At 63.3% G+C, this 18,844-nt stretch carries 13 protein-coding genes; 2 read left to right on the top strand and 11 right to left on the bottom strand.

Annotated elements, in window-relative coordinates; genetic code table 11:
• Window positions 1-21 precede the first annotated feature (21 nt).
• Both C1A13_RS03930 and C1A13_RS03925 read left to right on the top strand, forming a co-directional pair.
• A complete protein-coding gene (locus C1A13_RS03930; protein WP_101549299.1) occupies window positions 22-1,524 on the top strand; it encodes a YjjI family glycine radical enzyme in 1,503 nt (500 codons plus the stop codon).
• Window positions 1,521-2,360, top strand: a complete 840-nt coding sequence (locus C1A13_RS03925; RefSeq protein ID WP_101549298.1) for a YjjW family glycine radical enzyme activase — start codon at window positions 1,521-1,523, stop codon at window positions 2,358-2,360. Before C1A13_RS03930 ends, C1A13_RS03925 begins: the two co-directional genes overlap by 4 nt.
• A gap of 112 nt (window positions 2,361-2,472) precedes the next feature.
• Here C1A13_RS03925 and tuf read toward each other — a convergent pair whose 3' ends face one another.
• The 11 genes from tuf to coaE all read right to left on the bottom strand — a co-directional run bounded on the left by tuf (window position 2,473) and on the right by coaE (window position 18,837).
• The gene (tuf, locus tag C1A13_RS03920) at window positions 2,473-3,675 is read right to left on the bottom strand and encodes an elongation factor Tu (protein ID WP_101549297.1); all 1,203 of its coding nucleotides are present in this window, start codon (window positions 3,673-3,675) and stop codon (window positions 2,473-2,475) included.
• Window positions 3,676-3,794: 119 nt separating this feature from the next.
• Window positions 3,795-5,879 carry an elongation factor G gene (gene fusA / locus C1A13_RS03915; protein WP_101549296.1) on the bottom strand — a complete coding sequence of 695 codons (2,085 nt, stop codon included), beginning with the start codon at window positions 5,877-5,879 and terminating at the stop codon, window positions 3,795-3,797.
• A gap of 113 nt (window positions 5,880-5,992) precedes the next feature.
• Window positions 5,993-6,463, bottom strand: a complete 471-nt coding sequence (gene rpsG / locus C1A13_RS03910) for a 30S ribosomal protein S7 (protein ID WP_172439157.1) — start codon at window positions 6,461-6,463, stop codon at window positions 5,993-5,995.
• A gap of 129 nt (window positions 6,464-6,592) precedes the next feature.
• Complete coding sequence (gene rpsL, locus C1A13_RS03905; protein ID WP_101549292.1) at window positions 6,593-7,018, bottom strand: 30S ribosomal protein S12; 426 nt, start codon at window positions 7,016-7,018, stop codon at window positions 6,593-6,595.
• Window positions 7,019-7,195: 177 nt separating this feature from the next.
• On the bottom strand, window positions 7,196-10,780 hold the full coding sequence (gene rpoC / locus C1A13_RS03900) for a DNA-directed RNA polymerase subunit beta' (protein ID WP_101549290.1): 3,585 nt from the start codon (window positions 10,778-10,780) through the stop codon (window positions 7,196-7,198).
• A gap of 58 nt (window positions 10,781-10,838) precedes the next feature.
• Window positions 10,839-14,597 (bottom strand): DNA-directed RNA polymerase subunit beta, encoded by a 3,759-nt coding sequence (gene rpoB / locus C1A13_RS03895; protein WP_101549288.1) that lies wholly within the window; start codon window positions 14,595-14,597, stop codon window positions 10,839-10,841.
• Between the two features lie 410 nt (window positions 14,598-15,007).
• The gene (locus C1A13_RS03890; RefSeq protein ID WP_101549286.1) at window positions 15,008-15,607 is read right to left on the bottom strand and encodes a lysine exporter LysO family protein; all 600 of its coding nucleotides are present in this window, start codon (window positions 15,605-15,607) and stop codon (window positions 15,008-15,010) included.
• Window positions 15,604-15,915, bottom strand: coding sequence for a LysO family transporter (locus C1A13_RS03885; protein ID WP_101549284.1), 312 nt, complete (start codon window positions 15,913-15,915; stop codon window positions 15,604-15,606). Before C1A13_RS03885 ends, C1A13_RS03890 begins: the two co-directional genes overlap by 4 nt.
• An 89-nt stretch (window positions 15,916-16,004) precedes the next feature.
• Window positions 16,005-17,414: an aminopeptidase gene (locus C1A13_RS03880; protein ID WP_101549282.1), complete on the bottom strand. Its 1,410-nt coding sequence runs from the start codon at window positions 17,412-17,414 to the stop codon at window positions 16,005-16,007.
• 81 nt (window positions 17,415-17,495) lie between these two features.
• A complete protein-coding gene (locus C1A13_RS03875) occupies window positions 17,496-17,954 on the bottom strand; it encodes a lytic transglycosylase domain-containing protein (protein ID WP_101549279.1) in 459 nt (152 codons plus the stop codon).
• A 130-nt stretch (window positions 17,955-18,084) separates the two neighbouring features.
• Window positions 18,085-18,837, bottom strand: coding sequence for a dephospho-CoA kinase (gene coaE / locus C1A13_RS03870; RefSeq protein WP_242970809.1), 753 nt, complete (start codon window positions 18,835-18,837; stop codon window positions 18,085-18,087).
• Window positions 18,838-18,844: the final 7 nt, after the last annotated feature.

The raw sequence follows: 18,844 nt of genomic DNA, 5'->3' as shown, positions 1-18,844 counted from the left end.
GGATGAATGGAGGATTTGATTATGGTTGATCTGGAAAATATCCGCAAAATCGTAACATCCCGCGAACTCACCCATGAGCAGAAGCTCATGCAGCTTGCGAAGGCGGCGGAAAACTCGCTGGACGTGCTGAATATCCCGCCGCGCACCAGGCATTTCTTCGAGACGGGCGCCATCAACGACCTCTTTGAGGGCGGCGCGCCCTACCGTCCGCGCTACATCCTGCCCGACTATGAAAAATTCGTCAAAAACGGCAGCGCGTTTTTGCGCGTGGACCCGCCCAAGGACCTCGACGAGCTGCTCAACGCCCTGATGATCCTCTACCGCCACGTGCCGTCGATCACCAACTTCCCGGTCTACCTGGGCAGCCTCGACACGCTCATCGACCCCTTCCTCGACGGGCTCTCCGACGAGGAGATCTGCAAGAAGCTGCGCCTCTTCCTCAACTACCTCGACCGCACCATCACCGACTCCTTCTGCCACGCCAACCTCGGCCCCAGGGACACGAGGGCCGGACGGCTGATCCTCAAGGTGGAGAAGGAGCTCGCCAACACGGTGCCGAACATGACCATCAAATACGATCCGGCCGTCACGCCCGACGGCTTCATGGAGGAGGCCATTGAGTGCTCGCTCGCCTGCTCCAACCCGGCCATCTGCAACGACGTGGCCAACCGCGCCCCCTTCGACCGTTACGGCGTGGCCAGCTGCTACAACATCCTGCCGATCTGCGGCGGGGCCTACACCCTCACCCGCGTCACCCTGACCGAGCTGGTCAAGGAGGCGGTGAACGAGGAGCAGTTTATCGGGGAGCTTCTGCCCGAATGCCTTGGCCTCATCGCCGATTACATGAACGAGCGCATCCGCTTCATCGTCGAGCAGTCCGGCTTCTTCGAGTCCAACTTCCTCGTGAAGGAGGGCCTGCTTTCCCCCGACCGCTTCCTGCCCATGTTCGGCGTGACCGGTCTGGCCGAGTGCGTCAACGCGCTGATGGCCGACCAGGGGAAGGTCTACGGCCGCGATCCCGAGGCGGATGATCTCGGGCAGCGGATCATGGACGCCATCGCGCGCATCGTCCCCACCTTCACGGCGGCCTACTCCCCCATCTCCGGCAACAAATTCATGCTGCATGCGCAGGTGGGCCTCGATTCCGACCTCGGCATCACGTCGGGCGTGCGCATCCCCGTGGGCGGCGAACCGGATTCCTTCTCCGACCATCTGCGCCACTGCGCCCGCTTCCACAAGTACTTCCCCACCGGCGTGGGCGACATCTTCCCCATCGCCTCCAACGTGACCCAGAACCCGGCCGCGCTGCTCGACGTGGTCAAGGGCGCCTTCCAGACCGGCGTGCAGTACATGAGCTTCTATTCGGCCGACACCGACCTCGTGCGCATCACCGGCTACCTGGTCAAGCGCAGCGAGATGGAGAAATACCGCAACCACGAGGTCGTCCTCAAGAACACGACCCAGCTGGGCGCGCCCAACTACGACGTGAACCGGCTGGCGGAACGCAAGGTGCGGATGGCATGAAAAACGCCGCTCCGGTCAACCGAATCATCCCCTTCAGCACGGTGGACGGCCCGGGCAGCCGGACCTCCATCTTCGTGCAGGGCTGCAACATCGCCTGCGCCTACTGCCACAATCCTGAGACGCAGCGGATGTGCGTCCACTGCGGCGACTGCGTGCCGGGCTGCCCGGCGGGCGCGCTCTCGATGGTCGACGGGCATGTCGTCTGGGACGAGGCGCTCTGCGCCTGGTGCGACGACTGCATCCGCACCTGCTCCCACCATGCCTCCCCGCGCGTCCTCTGGATGACGCCGGAGGCCGCGATGGAGCGCGTCTCCCGGAACATCCCCTTCATCCGGGGCATCACCGTCTCGGGCGGGGAATGCTCCCTCTACCCCGGCTTTTTGACCGGGCTCTTCACCCTTGCGAAGGAGCGGGGGCTCACCTGCCTCATGGACAGCAACGGCACGGCGGACCTCGCGCGGCACCCCGCGCTCATGGAGGTCTGCGACGGCGTCATGCTGGACGTGAAAAGCTGGGACCCCGCCGTCCACCGGGCGCTTACCGGCGCGGACAACGCCGCCGTCAAAAAGAACCTCGCCTTCCTCTCCGAGACAGGCAAGCTGGAAGAACTGCGCCTCGTGGTCGTCGACGGCCTTGTGGACGCAGAGGCGGTCATCGCGGGCGCCGCAGAGACGCTCGGGCCGCGTGCCGCCGAAACCCGTCTCAAGCTCATCACCTTCCGCCCCCAGGGGGTGCGCGGGCGGCTGGAAAACCACCCCTCCCCCAGCCGGGAGACGATCGAGCGGCTGGGCGAACTTGCCCGCGGGGCCGGCTTCCGGGAGATCCGGCTCATCTGAATCAGATCAAAAAGGCCCCGCGCCTGCGTTTTGCAGGCGCGGGGCCTTTTCCCTTTTACGCCAAAGGACAAAAAGCGGCCGCCCGTCCGGGCGGCCGCTTTTTTATGGGATCTTATTCGTTGATCTTGATGACAACGCCCGAACCAACGGTACGGCCGCCCTCACGAATCGCGAAGCGGAGGCCTTCCTCGATCGCGATCTCGGTGATCAGCTCAACGTCCATCTCGACGTTGTCGCCAGGCATGCACATCTCGATGCCCTCAGGCAGGGAGACGACGCCGGTCACGTCGGTGGTACGGAAATAGAACTGCGGACGATAGTTGTTGAAGAACGGGGTGTGACGGCCGCCCTCTTCCTTTTTCAGGATGTAGACCTGGCCGCGGAACTTGGTGTACGGATGGATCGAGCCGGGTTTGCAGAGAACCTGGCCGCGCTCGATCTCGGTGCGCTGAATGCCGCGGAGCAGGGCGCCGATGTTGTCGCCGGCCTCGGCGTAGTCGAGGATCTTGCGGAACATCTCGATGCCGGTAACGACGGTCTTCTTCTTCTCGTCGGAAAGACCGACGATCTCGACCTCGTCGCCAGTCTTCAGCTGGCCACGCTCGACACGGCCGGTGGCGACGGTGCCGCGGCCGGTGATGGTGAAGACGTCCTCAACGGGCATCAGGAACGGCAGGTCGGCCTTGCGCTCCGGAGTCGGGATATACTCGTCGACAGCGTCCATGAGCTCGAGGATGCTGGCATACTCGGGCGCGCTCGGGTCGGTGCTGGTGCACTCGAGGGCCTGCAGCGCGGAACCCTTGATGATGGGGATGTCGTCGCCGGGGAAGTCGTAGCTGGAGAGCAGCTCACGGATTTCCATCTCGACGAGCTCGAGCAGCTCGGGATCGTCGACCTGGTCGACCTTGTTCATATAGACGACGATGTAGGGAACGCCGACCTGACGGGCGAGCAGGATGTGCTCACGGGTCTGGGGCATCGGGCCGTCGGCGGAGGAGACGACGAGGATCGCGCCGTCCATCTGCGCGGCGCCGGTGATCATGTTCTTGACGTAGTCGGCATGTCCCGGGCAGTCGACATGCGCGTAGTGGCGCTTGTCGGTCTCGTACTCAACGTGCGCGGTGTTGATGGTGATGCCGCGCTCCCTCTCTTCAGGGGCCTTATCGATCATGTCATACGCTTCGAACTGGGCCTGGCCCTTCATCGCGAGAACCTTGGTGATCGCCGCGGTCAGCGTGGTCTTGCCGTGGTCGACGTGTCCGATCGTACCAATGTTGACATGGGGCTTGTTTCTTTCAAAATGTGCCTTTGCCATCGAAAATTTCCTCCCTTATGATCAAGAATTTTATTCACGGGGATATTCCTGTGCCGGCGCTGGTAGTCCGCCGGGCCTGATGCTTGTATTCTACCAATTCGCAGGGGAAAAAGCAAGTCTTATTCGGCTTTTTTGCCCCTGGAGGACATAATTCCTTCCGCGATCGACTTCGGAACCTCGATGTAGTGGCTGGGCTCCATGACATAGTTGCCGCGGCCCTGCGTCTTGGAACGCAGGTCGTTGGAGTAGCCGGACATCTCGGAGAGCGGGACGAACGCCCGGATCTCCTGCGCGCCGAAGACGGCGTCCATGCCCTGGATCTGTCCGCGGCGGCTGTTCAGGTCGCCGATGACGTCGCCCATGTAGTCCTCCGGCGTGGTGACAGAGACCTTCATGATCGGTTCGAGCAGGACCGGGTCGGCCTTCTGCATGGCCATCTTGAACGCCATCGAAGCGGCGATCTTAAACGCCATTTCGGAGGAGTCGACCTCGTGGTAGGAGCCGTCGTACAGCGTGACCTTCACGTCGACGACCGGATAGCCGGCGAGCACGCCCGCCTGCATCGCGCCCTGAATACCCTGGTCGATCGGACCGATGTATTCCTTCGGGATGGCGCCGCCCACGATCGCGTTGACGAACTCGTAGCCCTTGCCGCTCTCGTTGGGTTCGATGCGGATCTTGACGTGGCCGTACTGGCCCTTACCGCCCGACTGGCGCGCATATTTGTGGTCGACGTCGGCCATCTTGCGGATGGTCTCCTTGTAGGCGACCTGCGGCTTGCCGACGTTCGCCTCGACCTTGAATTCCCTCAGCAGGCGGTCGACGATGATCTCCAGATGGAGCTCGCCCATGCCCGCGATGATCGTCTGGCCGGTCTCCTGGTCGGTGTAGGTGCGGAAGGTGGGGTCCTCCTCGGCCAATTTGCCCAGGCCGATCGCCATCTTCTCCTGGCCGGCCTTGGTCTTCGGCTCGATCGCCAGGTTGATGACCGGCTCGGGGAACTCCATCGACTCGAGGATGATCGGGTGCTTGGGATCGCAGAGCGTGTCGCCCGTGGTGGTGTTCTTGAGCCCGACCGCCGCGGCGATGTCGCCGCAGTAGCAGACCTCAAGGTCCTTCCGGTGGTTGGCGTGCATCTGCAGGATGCGCCCAATGCGCTCGGTGGCGTCCTTGTTCGGGTTGTAGACGCCCGAGCCGGCCGCCAGCGTGCCGGAATAGACGCGGAAGAAACAGAGCTTGCCGACATAGGGGTCGGTCGCGATCTTGAAAGCGAGCGCGGAGAACGGCTCGTTGTCGCTGACCTTGCGCTCCTCCTCCTGGTCGGTCTCCGGGTTGGTGCCCTTCACGTTCTCGATGTCGGTCGGAGCCGGCATGTAGTCGACGATCGCGTCGAGCAGCTTCTGGACGCCCTTGTTCTTATAGGAGGTGCCGCAGCAGACGGGGACCATCGTATTGGCGATGGTGGACTTGCGGATCACCGCCTTGATCTCGTCGGTGGTGATCTCCTCGCCCGCGAGGTATTTCTCCATGAACGCCTCGTCACACTCGGAGAGGTGCTCGAGCAGCTCCTCGCGGTACTGCTCCGCCTTCTCGCGCATGTCCTCGGGGATCTCCTCGACACGCATGTCCTTTCCGAGGTCGTCGTAATAGACGTCGGCCCTCATCTCGACAAGGTCGATGATGCCCTTGAACCAGGTCTCCGCGCCGATCGGGAGCTGGATCGGGACGGCGTTGCATTTGAGGCGCTGGCGCATCATGTCGATGACGCGGTAGAAATCCGCACCCATGATGTCCATCTTATTGACATATCCCATGCGCGGGACATGGTATTTGTTCGCCTGGCGCCACACCGTCTCCGACTGCGGCTCGACGCCGCCCTTGGCGCAGAATACGGTCACCGAGCCGTCGAGCACTTTCAGCGAGCGCTCGACCTCGACGGTGAAGTCCACGTGTCCGGGGGTGTCGATGATGTTGATGCGGTGGTCCTTCCAATAACAGGTGGTCGCGGCGGAGGTGATCGTGATGCCACGCTCCTGCTCCTGCGCCATCCAGTCCATTGTCGCCGTGCCCTCGTGGGTCTCACCGATCTTGTGGTTGATGCCTGTGTAGTACAGGATACGCTCGGTGGTCGTCGTCTTGCCGGCGTCAATGTGGGCCATTATGCCAATGTTGCGGGTTAATTCCAGAGATACGTCTCTAGGCATAGTGTCCTCCCTTAATTTGCTTTCCGACGCCGGAACAGCTGATGCTGACGCCGCCGGGGAACGAAATAAAATACTCCGCGCCGCCGCTCACGCGGCCGCGCAAAGAAAGCGGATTACCAGCGATAATGTGCGAACGCCTTGTTGGCTTCGGCCATCTTGTGGGTATCCTCGCGTTTCTTGACCGCGCCGCCCTGCTGGTTGAGAGAATCCATGATCTCGCCGGCAAGGCGCTCTCTCATGGTCTTCTCGCCGCGGTTGCGCGAATAGGTGCAGAGCCACCGCAGGCCCAGGGTCTGACGGCGCTCCGGCCGGACCTCCATAGGCACCTGGTAAGTCGCGCCGCCGACACGGCGGGCCTTGACCTCCAGCACGGGCATGATGTTTTCCATCGACTGCTCGAACGCCTCCAGCGGGTCTTTGCCGGTCTTTTCCTTGACAATGTCGAATGCACCGTATACAATCTTCTGCGCCACGCCCTTTTTGCCGTCATACATGATGTTGTTGATCAGGCGTGTCACCAGCTTGGAATTGTACAGCGGGTCAGGCAAAACGTCACGTTTTGCAATTTGACCTCTTCTTGGCACTTCGCTTCCCTCCTTCATAATTAGTATGAAATCATTGGTACTCGAAAGTGACAAAACTCCCGTTCGTGCCAATCCCGGCTGCACACATCTATATGTTAGCCTGAAACTGGCAGATTATCAGTTGTTTTATTACTTCTTGGCACCAGCCTTCGGACGCTTCGCACCGTACTTGGAACGGGCCTGCATCCTCTTCGCGACACCTTGCGCGTCGAGCGTACCACGAACGATGTGGTAACGAACGCCAGGCAGATCCCTGACACGTCCGCCACGGATCAGCACCACGCTGTGTTCCTGAAGGTTGTGGCCGATACCCGGAATGTAGGACGTAACCTCAAATCCGTTGGACAGCCTGACCCTGGCGACTTTCCGCAGCGCAGAGTTCGGTTTTTTCGGGGTCGAAGTACGGATCGCCGTGCAGACGCCGCGCTTCTGCGGAGAAGTCTGATCGATGGCGACGCGTTTCTTGGCGTTCCATCCTTTCAGCAGCGCAGGAGCCGTGGATTTCTTTGCGGTAACCTCTCTACCCTTACGAACGAGCTGGTTAAAGGTTGGCATATTGCACCTCCTTACATAATAATAGACTTTATTTCCACGGGGCGAAGCTGGCGCTCCGCCCCGGTGAAATCTGGTAAATGGGTCAATCTCACAGTTTTTAATTATAGCTCTTCCGCTCGCATCTTGTCAATACGTACGAAAGATTTTTGAAAATTTCAGAGGAACTCACAAGCCCGGTCAGACGGTCTGCATGTCGTCGCTCAGAGACCCGATGAAATCGTAGTCGCTGCGGTCGACGTGTCCCTCCGCGGTGTTCATCACCTCGAGCTCGTCGTAATCGACCGTGCCCGTGCCTGCCGGCACCAGCTTGCCGATGATGACGTTCTCCTTGAGGCCCTGGAGCTTGTCGACCTTGCCCTTGATGGCCGCCTCGGTCAGCACACGGGTCGTCTCCTGGAAGGAGGCCGCCGACATGAAGCTCTCGGTGGCGAGCGACGCCTTGGTGATGCCCAGCAGCACCGGAATGCCGGTGGCGTGGCGGCATTCGCAGCCCTCCTCCGCGCACCGCGCGTCGAGTTCCGCGTTGATGCGGGCAAGCTCGGTCTTGTCGATGTTCGAGCCGGTGATCAGCGCGGTGTCGCCGCCGTCGTCGATCTTCACCTTGCGCATCATCTGGCGGACGATGACCTCGATGTGCTTGTCGTTGATGTCGACGCCCTGCGTCCGGTAGGTGCGCTGGACCTCCTTGATCAGGTAGTCCTGCACCGCCAGGTGCCCGGAGACTGTGAGGATCTCGTTGGGCTCGACCGCGCCTTCGGTGATCTGCTCGCCCTTCACGACCCGGTCGCCCTCCGACACGCGCAGGGTGGAGCCGTAGACGATCTGCCGCTCGAACCGCTCGCCGTCGTCGGCGGTGACGACGACGAAGTCGCCGCCCTTCTGGTCCTTCTCGAACGAGACGACGCCGTCGAGGTGGGAGATGACCGCGCTGTTCTTCGGCTTGCGGGCCTCGAACAGCTCCTCGACGCGCGGAAGGCCCTGGGTGATGTCCGCCGCCGACGCGATGCCGCCCGTGTGGAAGGTACGCATCGTCAGCTGGGTGCCCGGCTCGCCGATCGACTGCGCCGCGATGATGCCGACCGCCTCGCCCACGCCGACCGGCTGGCCGTTCGCGAGGTTGGCGCCGTAGCACTTGGCGCAGACGCCGATCTTCGCCTCGCAGTTGAGGGGGGTGCGGATCTTGACCTCGGTGAAGCCCGCGTCGCGGATGCGCCGGGCGTCCGCCTCGGTCATCATGCGGTCGCGGGTGACGAGCACCTCGCCCGTCCTGGGATCGACGAGGTCGTCGGCCACGTAGCGGCCGATCAGGCGCTCGCACATATCTTCGATGACGCGGCCGCTGTCGACGATGTCGCAGACGACGATGCCCTCATGGGTGCCGCAGTCGTGCTCGCGGATGATGACGTCCTGCGAGACGTCGACGAGGCGGCGGGTCAGGTAGCCCGAGTCCGCGGTGCGCAGCGCCGTATCGGCCAGGCCCTTTCGGGCGCCTCGGGAGGAGTTGAAGTATTCCAGGATGTTCAGGCCCTCGCGGTAGTTCGCCTTGATCGGGATTTCGATCGCACGCCCGGAGGTGTTGGCGATCAGGCCGCGCATACCGGCGAGCTGGCGGATCTGGTCCATCGAGCCGCGGGCGCCCGAGTCCGCCATCATGAAGATGGGGTTGCGCTCGTCGAAGGTCTTCTGGAGCGCGTCCTTGACCTTCGCGGAGCACTCGTTCCACGTCGAGACGACCCGCTCGTAACGCACGTCGTCCGAAATGAAGCCGCGGTCGTACTGGCGCTTGATCGCGTCGACCTTCTTATCCGCCTCGGCGATGTACTGCGCCTTCTCGGGCGGGATGACCGCGTCGGAGACCGAAACGGTGATCGCGCCCTTGGTGGAGTACTTGAAGCCCTGCGCCTTGATGCGGTCGAGCATCTCGGAGGTCTTGGCGGTGCCGTAGGTGTGGATGCAGCGGTCGATGATCTTCCCGAGCTCCTTCTTGCGGACGAGGAAGCCGATCTCGAGGTCGAAGACGTGGTCCGGATCGGTGCGGTCGACGTAGCCGAGGTCCTGCGGGATGGGGTCGTTGAAGATGATGCGGCCGACCGTCGTGTCGACGATGTGGGAGATGCGCTCGTCGCCCACCTGCTTGGTGATGCGCACCCTGATCGGCGCGTGCAGGCCGACGACGCCCGCCTGGTAGGCCATGGTGGCCTCGTTGAAGTCTCGGAAGACCTTGCCCGCGCCCGGCTCGTCGTCGCGCACCATCGTCAGGTAGTAGGAGCCGAGCACCATGTCCTGGGTCGGGACGGTGACGGGCTTGCCGTCGGAGGGCTTGAGGAGGTTGTTGGCGGCGAGCATGAGGAAGCGGGCCTCCGCCTGCGCCTCCGCCGAAAGCGGGACGTGCACGGCCATCTGGTCGCCGTCGAAGTCGGCGTTATAGGCGGTGCAGACGAGCGGGTGGAGCTTGAGCGCGCGGCCCTCGACGAGGACCGGCTCGAACGCCTGGATGCCCAGGCGGTGGAGGGTCGGGGCGCGGTTGAGGAGCACGGGGTGGTCCTTGATGACCACCTCCAGCGCGTCCCACACGTCCTTGACGGTGGCGCGCTCGACCATCTTGCGGGCGTTTTTGATGTTGGTGGCGACCTTGAGGTCGACCAGCCGCTTCATGACGAAGGGCTTGAAGAGCTCGAGCGCCATCTCCTTGGGCAGGCCGCACTGGTACATCCGCAGCTCCGGCCCGACGACGATGACCGAACGGCCCGAATAGTCGACGCGCTTGCCGAGGAGGTTCTGGCGGAAACGGCCCTGTTTGCCCTTGAGCATGTCGGAGAGGGATTTGAGCGGGCGGTTGTTCGGCCCGGTGACGGGACGGCCGCGGCGGCCGTTGTCGATGAGCGCGTCGACCGCCTCCTGGAGCATCCGCTTCTCGTTGCGCACGATGATGTCGGGCGCGCCGAGCTCGAGCAGCTTCTTCAGGCGGTTGTTGCGGTTGATGACGCGGCGGTAGAGGTCGTTTAAGTCGCTCGTCGCGAAGCGGCCGCCGTCGAGCTGGACCATCGGGCGGATGTCGGGCGGGATCACGGGGATCACGTCGAGGATCATCCACTCGGGGCGGTTGTGGCTCTGGCGGAACGCCTCGACCACCTCGAGGCGCTTTAAGAGCTTGACGCGCTTCTGGCCGGCGGCGGTCTCGAGCTCGGTCTTGAGCTCGTCGGAGAGCTGGTCGAGGTCGATCTCGGCGAGCAGCTCCTTGATCGCCTCCGCGCCCATGCCGGCGCGGAAATCGTCCTCGTAGGCCTCCTTGAGGTCGCGGTATTCCTTCTCGGAGAGGAGCGTGTACTTTTTGAGGTTCGTGATGCCGGGGTCGATCACCACGTAGGACGCGAAGTAGAGCACCTTCTCGAGCAGGCGGGGGGACATGTTTAGGAGGAGCCCCATGCGGGAGCTGGTCCCCTTGAAATACCAGATGTGGCTGACGGGCGCGGCCAGCTCGATGTGGCCCATGCGCTCGCGGCGGACCTTGGCGCGGGTGACCTCGACGCCGCAGCGCTCGCACACCTTGCCCTTATAGCGGATGCGCTTGTAGCGCCCGCAGTAACACTCCCAGTCCTTGGTCGGTCCAAAGATCTTTTCGCAGAAAAGGCCTTCCCGTTCCGGCTTGAGGGTGCGGTAATTGATGGTTTCGGGCTTCTTGACCTCGCCCCACGACCACTCGCGGATCAGCTCGGGCGACGCCAGTCCGATTTTTATCGATTCAAAAACGTTGAATTCCAAATGCGAACCCCTCTCTTCTAATCAGTGTGGACACGCCGGTGATTCTGTTATGCGCGTCTCAGAAACTGTCGTCCTCACTCGCGATGCCGTCCAGGCCGAGCGCCTCGATCGGGTCGAAGCTCTCTTCGAGGTCCGCGTCCCCCAGGTCCACATCGAGCAGGTCGATGTCTCCCTCGGGTTCGCCCTCCGTGTCCGGATGCTCGATGTCGAAGCCGTCCTCGAATTCGGAGGCCACTTCGACGCCGTCCATCAGCGAGTCATCCACAGGGGTCAGCCCCATATTTTCGTCGTCGTCGAACGTCTGCTTGAGGTCGATCTCCTGATCGTCCTTATCCAGCACGCGCACGTCCAGGCCGAGCGACTGGAGTTCCTTGATGAGCACCTTGAACGATTCCGGGATGCCCGGCTTCGGCACGTTCTTGCCCTTGACGATCGCCTCGAAGGTCTTGACGCGGCCGACCACGTCGTCCGACTTGACCGTCAGGATCTCCTGCAGGGTGTAGGCGGCGCCGTAGGCCTCCAGCGCCCACACCTCCATCTCGCCGAAGCGCTGGCCGCCGAACTGCGCCTTGCCGCCCAGCGGCTGCTGGGTCACGAGGCTGTAGGGACCGGTGGAGCGGGCGTGGATCTTGTCGTCGACCAGGTGATGGAGCTTGAGGTAGTACATATAGCCGACGGTGACCGGATGGTCGAACAGCTCGCCCGTGCGCCCGTCGTGCAGCCAGGTCTTGCCGTCCCGCGGCAGCCCCGCCTGCTCGAGGCAGTCGGCGATATCGTTCTCGTTCGCGCCGTCGAAGACGGGGGTCATGACCTTCCAGCCAAGCTCGGCCGCCGCGCGCCCGAGATGGACCTCGAGCACCTGCCCGATGTTCATGCGGCTTGGGACGCCCAGGGGGTTTAAGACGATGTCGAGCGGGCGGCCGTCCGGCAGGTAGGGCATATCCTCCTGCGGCAGCACCCGGGAGACGACGCCCTTGTTGCCGTGGCGTCCGGCCATCTTGTCGCCGACCGAGATCTTTCTCTTCTGGGCGATATAGCAGCGGACCACCATGTTGACGCCCGGCGAGAGCTCGTCGCAGTTTTCGCGGGTGAAGACCTTCACGTCCACGATGATGCCGTATTCGCCGTGCGGCACGCGCAGGGAGGTGTCGCGCACCTCGCGCGCCTTCTCGCCGAAGATCGCGCGCAGCAGGCGCTCCTCCGCGTTGAGCTCGGTCTCGCCCTTGGGCGTGACCTTGCCCACGAGGATGTCGCCGGCGCGCACCTCGGCGCCCACGCGGATGATGCCGCGTTCGTCGAGCTCCTTGAGCGCGTCGTCGCCGACGTTGGGGATGTCGCGGGTGATCTCCTCGGGTCCCAGCTTGGTGTCGCGGGACTCGATCTCATATTCCTCGATGTGGATCGAGGTGTAGATATCGTCCTTGACGAGGCGCTCGTTGATGAGCACCGCGTCCTCGTAGTTGTAGCCCTCCCAGGTCATGAAGCCGACGAGCATGTTGCGCCCGAGGCTGATCTCGCCGCCCGCGGTGGACGGGCCGTCCGCGATGACCTGGCCGACCTCGATTTGCTCCCCCTTCGCGACGATGGGGCGCTGGTTGATGCATGTCCCCTGGTTGGAACGCATAAACTTAATCAGATGGTAGGGATGGCGCTCGCCGTCGCTGTCGCGGATGACGACCTCGTTGGCCGACACCGCATCCACAACGCCCGCGTGCTTGGAGACGACCGCGACGCCCGAGTCGACGGCGGATTTGTACTCCATGCCCGTCGCCACGATGGGCGCCTCCGGCACGAGCAGAGGCACCGCCTGGCGCTGCATGTTCGCGCCCATCAGCGCGCGGTTGGCGTCGTCGTTCTCGAGGAAGGGGATCATCGCCGTCGCGACCGAGACGACCATCTTCGGCGAGACGTCCATATAGTCGACCTTCTCGCGCTCGCAGACCATGACCGCGTCGCGGTAGCGGACGCTGACCTTCTCGTTGGCGAACTTGTGGTCGTCGGTGAGCGGCTCGTTGGCCTGCGCCACGATATACATATCCTCGATGTCAGCGGTCATATACTCGACCTCGTCGAGCACCACGCCCGTCTCCTTGTCGACGCGGCGGTAGGGCGCCTCGATGAAGCCGTATTCGTTGATCTTCGCGAAGGTCGCGAGGTAGGAGATCAGTCCGATGTTCGGGCCCTCAGGGGTCTCGATCGGGCACATGCGGCCGTAGTGGCTGTAGTGCACGTCGCGGACCTCGAATCCGGCGCGGTCACGGGAGAGGCCGCCGGGTCCGAGCGCCGACAGGCGGCGCTTGTGGGTGAGCTCCGCGAGGGGGTTGGTCTGGTCCATGAACTGGGAGAGCGGCGAGGAGCCGAAGAACTCCTTGATCGAGGCCACGACCGGGCGGATGTTGATGAGCGCCTGCGGGGTCACGACGTCCATGTCCTGCGCCTGGGTCGCCATCCGCTCGCGGATGACGCGCTCCATGCGGGAAAAGCCGATGCGGAACTGGTTCTGGAGCAGCTCGCCGACCGAACGGATGCGGCGGTTGCCGAGGTGGTCGATGTCGTCCACCGTACCGATGGCGTGGCCGAGCCCGCACAGGTAGTTGATCGAGGCGAAGATGTCGTCCTTGATGATGTGCTTGGGGATGAGCTCGTCGCGGCGGGAGGCGATCGCCTCCCGGAGGGCGTCCTCCCCCTCGCTCTGCTCGAGGATCTCACGTAGCACGGCAAAGCGTACCTTCTCGTTGATGCCGAGAGGCGCGCAGTCGAAGGACACGAAGTCCTTGATGTCGACCATGCCGTTGGAGATGACCTTGAGCTCGCGGTCCTCGCCGAGACTCAGGTAGACGGTGTCCGCGCCGCTGCGGCCGATCCGCTCGGCCAGCTCGCGGGAGATCACCGCGCCGGCGTCCGCGATCAGCTCGCCGGTCATCGGGTCCGCCACCGGGCGCGAGAGGGTGTTGCCCAAAATACGCGGCGGCAGGGACAGCTTTTTGTTATACTTGTAGCGGCCGACCTTGGACAGGTCGTACCGGCGGGGATCGAAGAAGAGCGCGTCGATGTGGCTCTGGGCCGAATCGACCGTCGGCGGCTCGCCGGGGCGCAGCTTGCGGTAGACCTCGAGCAGCGCCTCCTCGGTGTTGGCGGTGGGGTCCTTCTCAAGCGTCGCCATCACCCGTTCGTCGTCGCCGAAGAACTCGATGATCTGCTCGTTGGAGCCCAGGCCGAGCGCGCGGATGAAGGTGGTCACCGGCAGCTTGCGGTTTTTGTCGATGCGGACGTAGAAGACATCGTTGGAGTCGGTCTCATATTCCAGCCACGCGCCGCGGTTGGGGATGACGGTGGCGCTGTAGAGCTCTTTGCCGCTCTTGTCGTGCGCCGCGCCGTAGTAGACGCCCGGCGAACGGACCAGCTGCGAAACGATGACACGTTCCGCGCCGTTGATGATGAAGGTGCCGCTCTCCGTCATCAGCGGGAAATCGCCCATGAAAATATCCTGCTCTTTGACCTCGCCGGTCTCCTTGTTGAGCAGGCTCGCGCGCACACGCAGGGGAGCCGCATAGGTCGCGTCACGCTCCTTGCACTCCTCGATGGTGTACTTCGGCTTGTCGTCCAGACGATAGTCGATGAAATCGAGCACCAGGTTGTCCTGATAATCGGTAATCGGCGAGACGTCCTTGAACACCTCTTTGAGCCCCTCGTCAAGGAACCACTGGTAGGAGTTCTTCTGCACCTCGATCAGGTTCGGCATCTGCAGAACCTCGTCGATGTGCGCGAAACTCATACGAGTCGTTTTGCCCTGCGTTACTGGCTTGACATTCACCATAGGCTTTGCTCACTCCATTCTTCTGATTTACGCCCCGGAAAATTTTTTTGCGACCCGGGACGCACGATCCGCCGCGCCCGGCACCGGCGCCAGAGATATCTATCCACAATGTTGTGCAAAACAGACAGGATTTTAAAGAATCTCCCGTAAATTTTGCAGATCACTATTGCCAAATCTGTCGAAACGTGCTATAATTTTTTTAAATCTCCGCAGAAATAGCCATTTTGATACAGTATATTAGTTTACCACATCCGGTCAATCCTGTCAAGAAAAACCGTATGCTCCAATCCGACAAAAAACCGGCCCGATTGGGCCGGTTTTTTTGATGATCCGGCACCGCGGCCGGAAAAACGCTTACCCTCCCCCGTTTTATGACTGAAAACAGCCGCCCTCCGGGCGGCTGTTTTCGATTAGAGCAGGTTGTAGAGGAGCGGCACGAGCACCGGCACGAGCGCCGTGAGCACCACGCCCGAAATCACCGCGATCAGCGCCGTCTCGTCGTCGGTCGCCCGCGCGATCACCGGCAGGGTGGTGTCCATCGCGGTCGCGCCCGACGGCGCGACCGCCGCGTAGCGCCCGAAATGCCGCGCCACGAAGGGGATCATCAGAAAGGCCATCAGCTCCCGCAGGACGTTGGTCATGAACGCGACCGTCCCGAGCTGCGCGCCGCCGAGCCCCCGCAGGATGACCGCCGACACGCTGTAGAAGCCGAACCCGGAGGAGACGGCCGCGCTCTCGTTCACCGGCATGCCGAGGAAAAAGCCGAGCAGCAGCCCGCCCGCGATCGAGCCGACCGCCACCCCGAAGGGGATGACGAGGATGCGCACGTTGTATTCGCGGATCTTGCGGAAGACCGTCTTGTTGGTGCCCACCTCGATGCCGACCGAGAGAAGCAGCAGCATGAGCGCGTAGGACATGAGCCTGTCCATCACCGGGACCGCCTCGGGCGGAAAGAGGAAGTACCCGCACAGGATGCCGAGCAGAAGGCTGCCGAGCGCGAAGAGGATCATTCCGCATCCTCCTTTTTCCGCACCTGCCGCGGCAGGGTGATCCGGGAGAGTATGTAGACCAGCAGCACCGAGCCCGCGATCGTCACCGCCGCGAAAAGAAAGGCGCGCACGCCCGCCGTGCGCAGGTCGGTGAGGAAGGTGGGGCTGCCCGCCATCGACGCGCCCATTGAAAAGAGGGTGAGCGCGATGCCCACCGTCTGAAGCCATCCGTTGAGCCGGAGCCACCTGAGCGGGAAAATTGTCACGCCGATGATGATGCCGACCGCGAAGTAGACGATCAGCGAAAAGGGACCTAAGAAGTCAAACAAACGAACCATCCTGACTGTTGGAAAATCTGCCGCTCTCCGGCGGCCGGGAGGCTGCCGCCCGCGGCTGCGGGCGGCGGGAACGGGGCCCGCTATTTCGCGGCGATATACGCCCGGAAGGCGCGGTAGGTCTGGTAGACGTCCTGCTTGGAGACGACCTCGAAGGGGGCGTGCATCGAGAGCACCGGCACGCCCACGTCGACCACGTCGACGTTGAGCGCCGCGATATACATCGCGACGGTGCCGCCGCCGCCCAGATCGACCTTGCCGAGCTCGCCCGTCTGCCAGACGACCTTCGCGTCGTCGAGCAGGTTGCGGATCTCGGCCATGAACTCGGCGGACGCCTGGCTCGTGCCGCTCTTGCCGCGCGCGCCGGTGTACTGGGTCACGACGACGCCCTGGTTGAGGTAGGCGCAGTTGCGTTTTTCCAGCGTGTCGCCGAAGGTCGGGTCGTAGGCAGCGTTCACGTCCGCCGACAGGCAGGTGGATTTCGAGAGCACCTCGCGGCCCGAGAGCCCGTGCATCCCGGCGAGGTCCTTGATGAAGTATTTCAGGTAGTTGGAGTTGAGGCCGGTGTTGCCGTCCGAGCCGGTCTCCTCCTTGTCGGTGAAGACGGTGACGGTCGTATACGCGGGGTTTTCGGCCTCGAGCTCGGCCATCAGCGAGGTGTAGGCGCAGACGCGGTCGTCGTGGCCGTAGGAGCCGACCATCGAGCGGTCGAGCCCGACGTCGCGGGCCTTAAACTGCGGCACCGCGGTCAGCTCGGCGGAGAGGAAGTCCTCCTCGACGACGCCGTACTTCTCGTTGAGCAGGCGGATGATGTTGAGCTTCACCTTCTCGCTCACCTTGTCGTCCTTGAAGGGGCGGCAGCCGACGAGCACGTTGAGCTCCTCCCCCTTGAGCCCCTCGGCGAGGGTGCGCTTCATCTGCTCCTGTGCGAGGTGGGGCAGCAGGTCGGTCACGGTGAAGACGGGGTCGTCCTCGGCCTCGCCGATCGCGCAGGTGATCGTCTCGCCGTTCTTCTTGACGATGACGCCGTGCAGCGCCAGCGGGATCGCGCCCCACTGGTACTTTTTGATGCCGCCGTAGTAGTGGGTCTTGAAGAGGGCGAGCTGCGCCTCCTCATAGAGCGGGTTGGGCTTGAGGTCGAGGCGGGGGGAATCGATGTGGCTGGCCATGATGCGCACCCCGTCGGACATCGGGCGGGTGCCGATCGTCGAGAGGATGACCGCCTTGCCGCGGTTGTTGTAGTAGACCCGGTCGCCCGGCAGATAGACCTCCTTGGGATCGAAGGGCTTGTAGCCCGCCGCCTGCGCCCTGGCCACGATGTAGGTGACCGCCTCGCGCTCGGTCTTGCAGGCGTCGAGGAACTGCTTGTAGGGCTCGCAGAACGCCTGCGCCGCCGCTTCCTCCCCGTCGGTCGCGGTCAGCCCGATGTTCCTGCGGTTGATGCAGAGCTTCTCCTGCAGCAGCTCGCCCGCGGTCCTGTTCTCTTTATCCATAGCTGTAAAACCTCCTGTAGTGTGATTTCTATTGCCGCCGCAAAAACCGGCCGCCGGGCCTGGAACGCGCGGCGGCTGTTCTTACAGATCATAGAGTCTCCGGTAGACCTCCATCGTCTTTTTCACCTTCGCCACATAGGCGCGGGTGTCGTCGAAGGGGATGTCGGTGATGTGCTCGCCGTCGGGCGCGTGGGCGGGGTCGCCCAGCCACTGCTTGGCGCTGCCCCAGCCCGCGTGGTAGGCGCAGAGGACGTTTTCCACCGTGCCGAACTCGTCGAGCAGGATGCGCAGCATCGACGTGCCGTATTCGATGTTGGTCGCCGGGTCGAAGCAGTCCTCCCCCTTCGGGGCTTCGCCGCCCCCCTTGCGCATCTGCACCCAGTCGAACGCGTCGGGCATGAGCTGCATGAGCCCCTGCGCGCCCACGTTTGACCGCGCCCGCGGGTCGAAGCCGCTCTCGGTGCGCACCACCGCGTAGACGAGCGCGCGGTCAAGGCCCTTCTCCTCGCAGGCCGCGTCGATCAGCTCGGTGTATTTCATCGGGTAGGCGCCATGGTAGTAGCGGTCGAAGCCGTATTTCGCGAGACCTGCCGCCCCCCACACCGCCAGCAGGAGCAGCAGCAGTTCAAAGCCCAGTTTGACAGCGCGTCTGATGTCCGCTCCCCTCCGTTCATTCGTCCGTCCCGGTCAGCTCCTCAAAGCCGCCGTCGTCGGGGTCCTCCCCGCCGTCCGCCTCCGTCTCCGCGCCGGATCCGTCCGCGGGCACGGCCTCCGGTTCCGCGGCGCGCGCCCGGCGCCCCGCACCGTCCGCCGCCAGCCTTTCCAGGCGGGCATAGAGCTCCGAAAAGGCGAGGCGCAGCTCGTCTTGGTCCCCGTCATTGGTCAGTATATCGTCCGCGCGCGAGGTATAGAACCCGTCGCGGTTCTGGGCGCTCACGCGGCGTTCGGCCGCCTCCTCGGTCATCGCGTCCCGCGCGATGATGCGGCGCAGGCGGACCTCCCGGTCGGCGGTCACCGCCACGATCCAGTCGCATTTTTTATCGAGCCCCGACTCGAAAAGGGTCGGCGCGTCGAGCAGCAGCATCGGCGCGCCCGACGCGCTGATCTCCTCTATTTTACGCATGATCGCCGCGATAATGTATGGATAGGTGATCTCATTGAGGCGTTTTAATTTGGCGCGGTCGGAAAAGCAGATCTCCGCCAGCTTTTCCCGGTTGAGGGTCGCGTCGGGGTGGATGACCTCGGTGGAGAACTCGAGCACGAGGTCCATCAGGCACGCCCGGCTGTGCTCCATCGTCTCCCGCGCCACCGCGTCCGCGTTGATGACCGGCACGCCGCGTCCGGCGAACATCCCGCTCAGAGTGGATTTGCCCGCGCCCGTCTGCCCCGTCAGGCCGATGATCATGGTATTCTGACTTTTCAAAACGTTT

Source organism: Anaerotruncus massiliensis (ex Togo et al. 2026) (assembly GCF_900199635.1).
Lineage (GTDB): Bacteria > Bacillota > Clostridia > Oscillospirales > Ruminococcaceae > Anaerotruncus > Anaerotruncus massiliensis.
The sequence above is the reverse complement of the archived record's forward strand: the minus strand, read 5'-3'. Positions and strand labels throughout refer to the sequence as shown.

Bases quoted from the DNA above. Each gene is read 5' to 3' on its own strand.
- C1A13_RS03930 (WP_101549299.1), top strand. From the start codon at position 22: ATGGTTGATCTGGAAAATATCCGCAAAATCGTAACATCCCGCGAACTC.
- C1A13_RS03875 (WP_101549279.1), bottom strand. From the start codon at position 17,954: ATGAAATACACCGAGCTGATCGACGCGGCCTGCGAGGAGAAGGGCCTT.
- rpsL (WP_101549292.1), bottom strand. From the start codon at position 7,018: ATGCCAACCTTTAACCAGCTCGTTCGTAAGGGTAGAGAGGTTACCGCA.
- tuf (WP_101549297.1), bottom strand. From the start codon at position 3,675: ATGGCAAAGGCACATTTTGAAAGAAACAAGCCCCATGTCAACATTGGT.
- fusA (WP_101549296.1), bottom strand. From the start codon at position 5,879: ATGCCTAGAGACGTATCTCTGGAATTAACCCGCAACATTGGCATAATG.
- C1A13_RS03925 (WP_101549298.1), top strand. From the start codon at position 1,521: ATGAAAAACGCCGCTCCGGTCAACCGAATCATCCCCTTCAGCACGGTG.
- rpoB (WP_101549288.1), bottom strand. From the start codon at position 14,597: ATGGTGAATGTCAAGCCAGTAACGCAGGGCAAAACGACTCGTATGAGT.
- C1A13_RS03890 (WP_101549286.1), bottom strand. From the start codon at position 15,607: ATGATCCTCTTCGCGCTCGGCAGCCTTCTGCTCGGCATCCTGTGCGGG.
- C1A13_RS03880 (WP_101549282.1), bottom strand. From the start codon at position 17,414: ATGGATAAAGAGAACAGGACCGCGGGCGAGCTGCTGCAGGAGAAGCTC.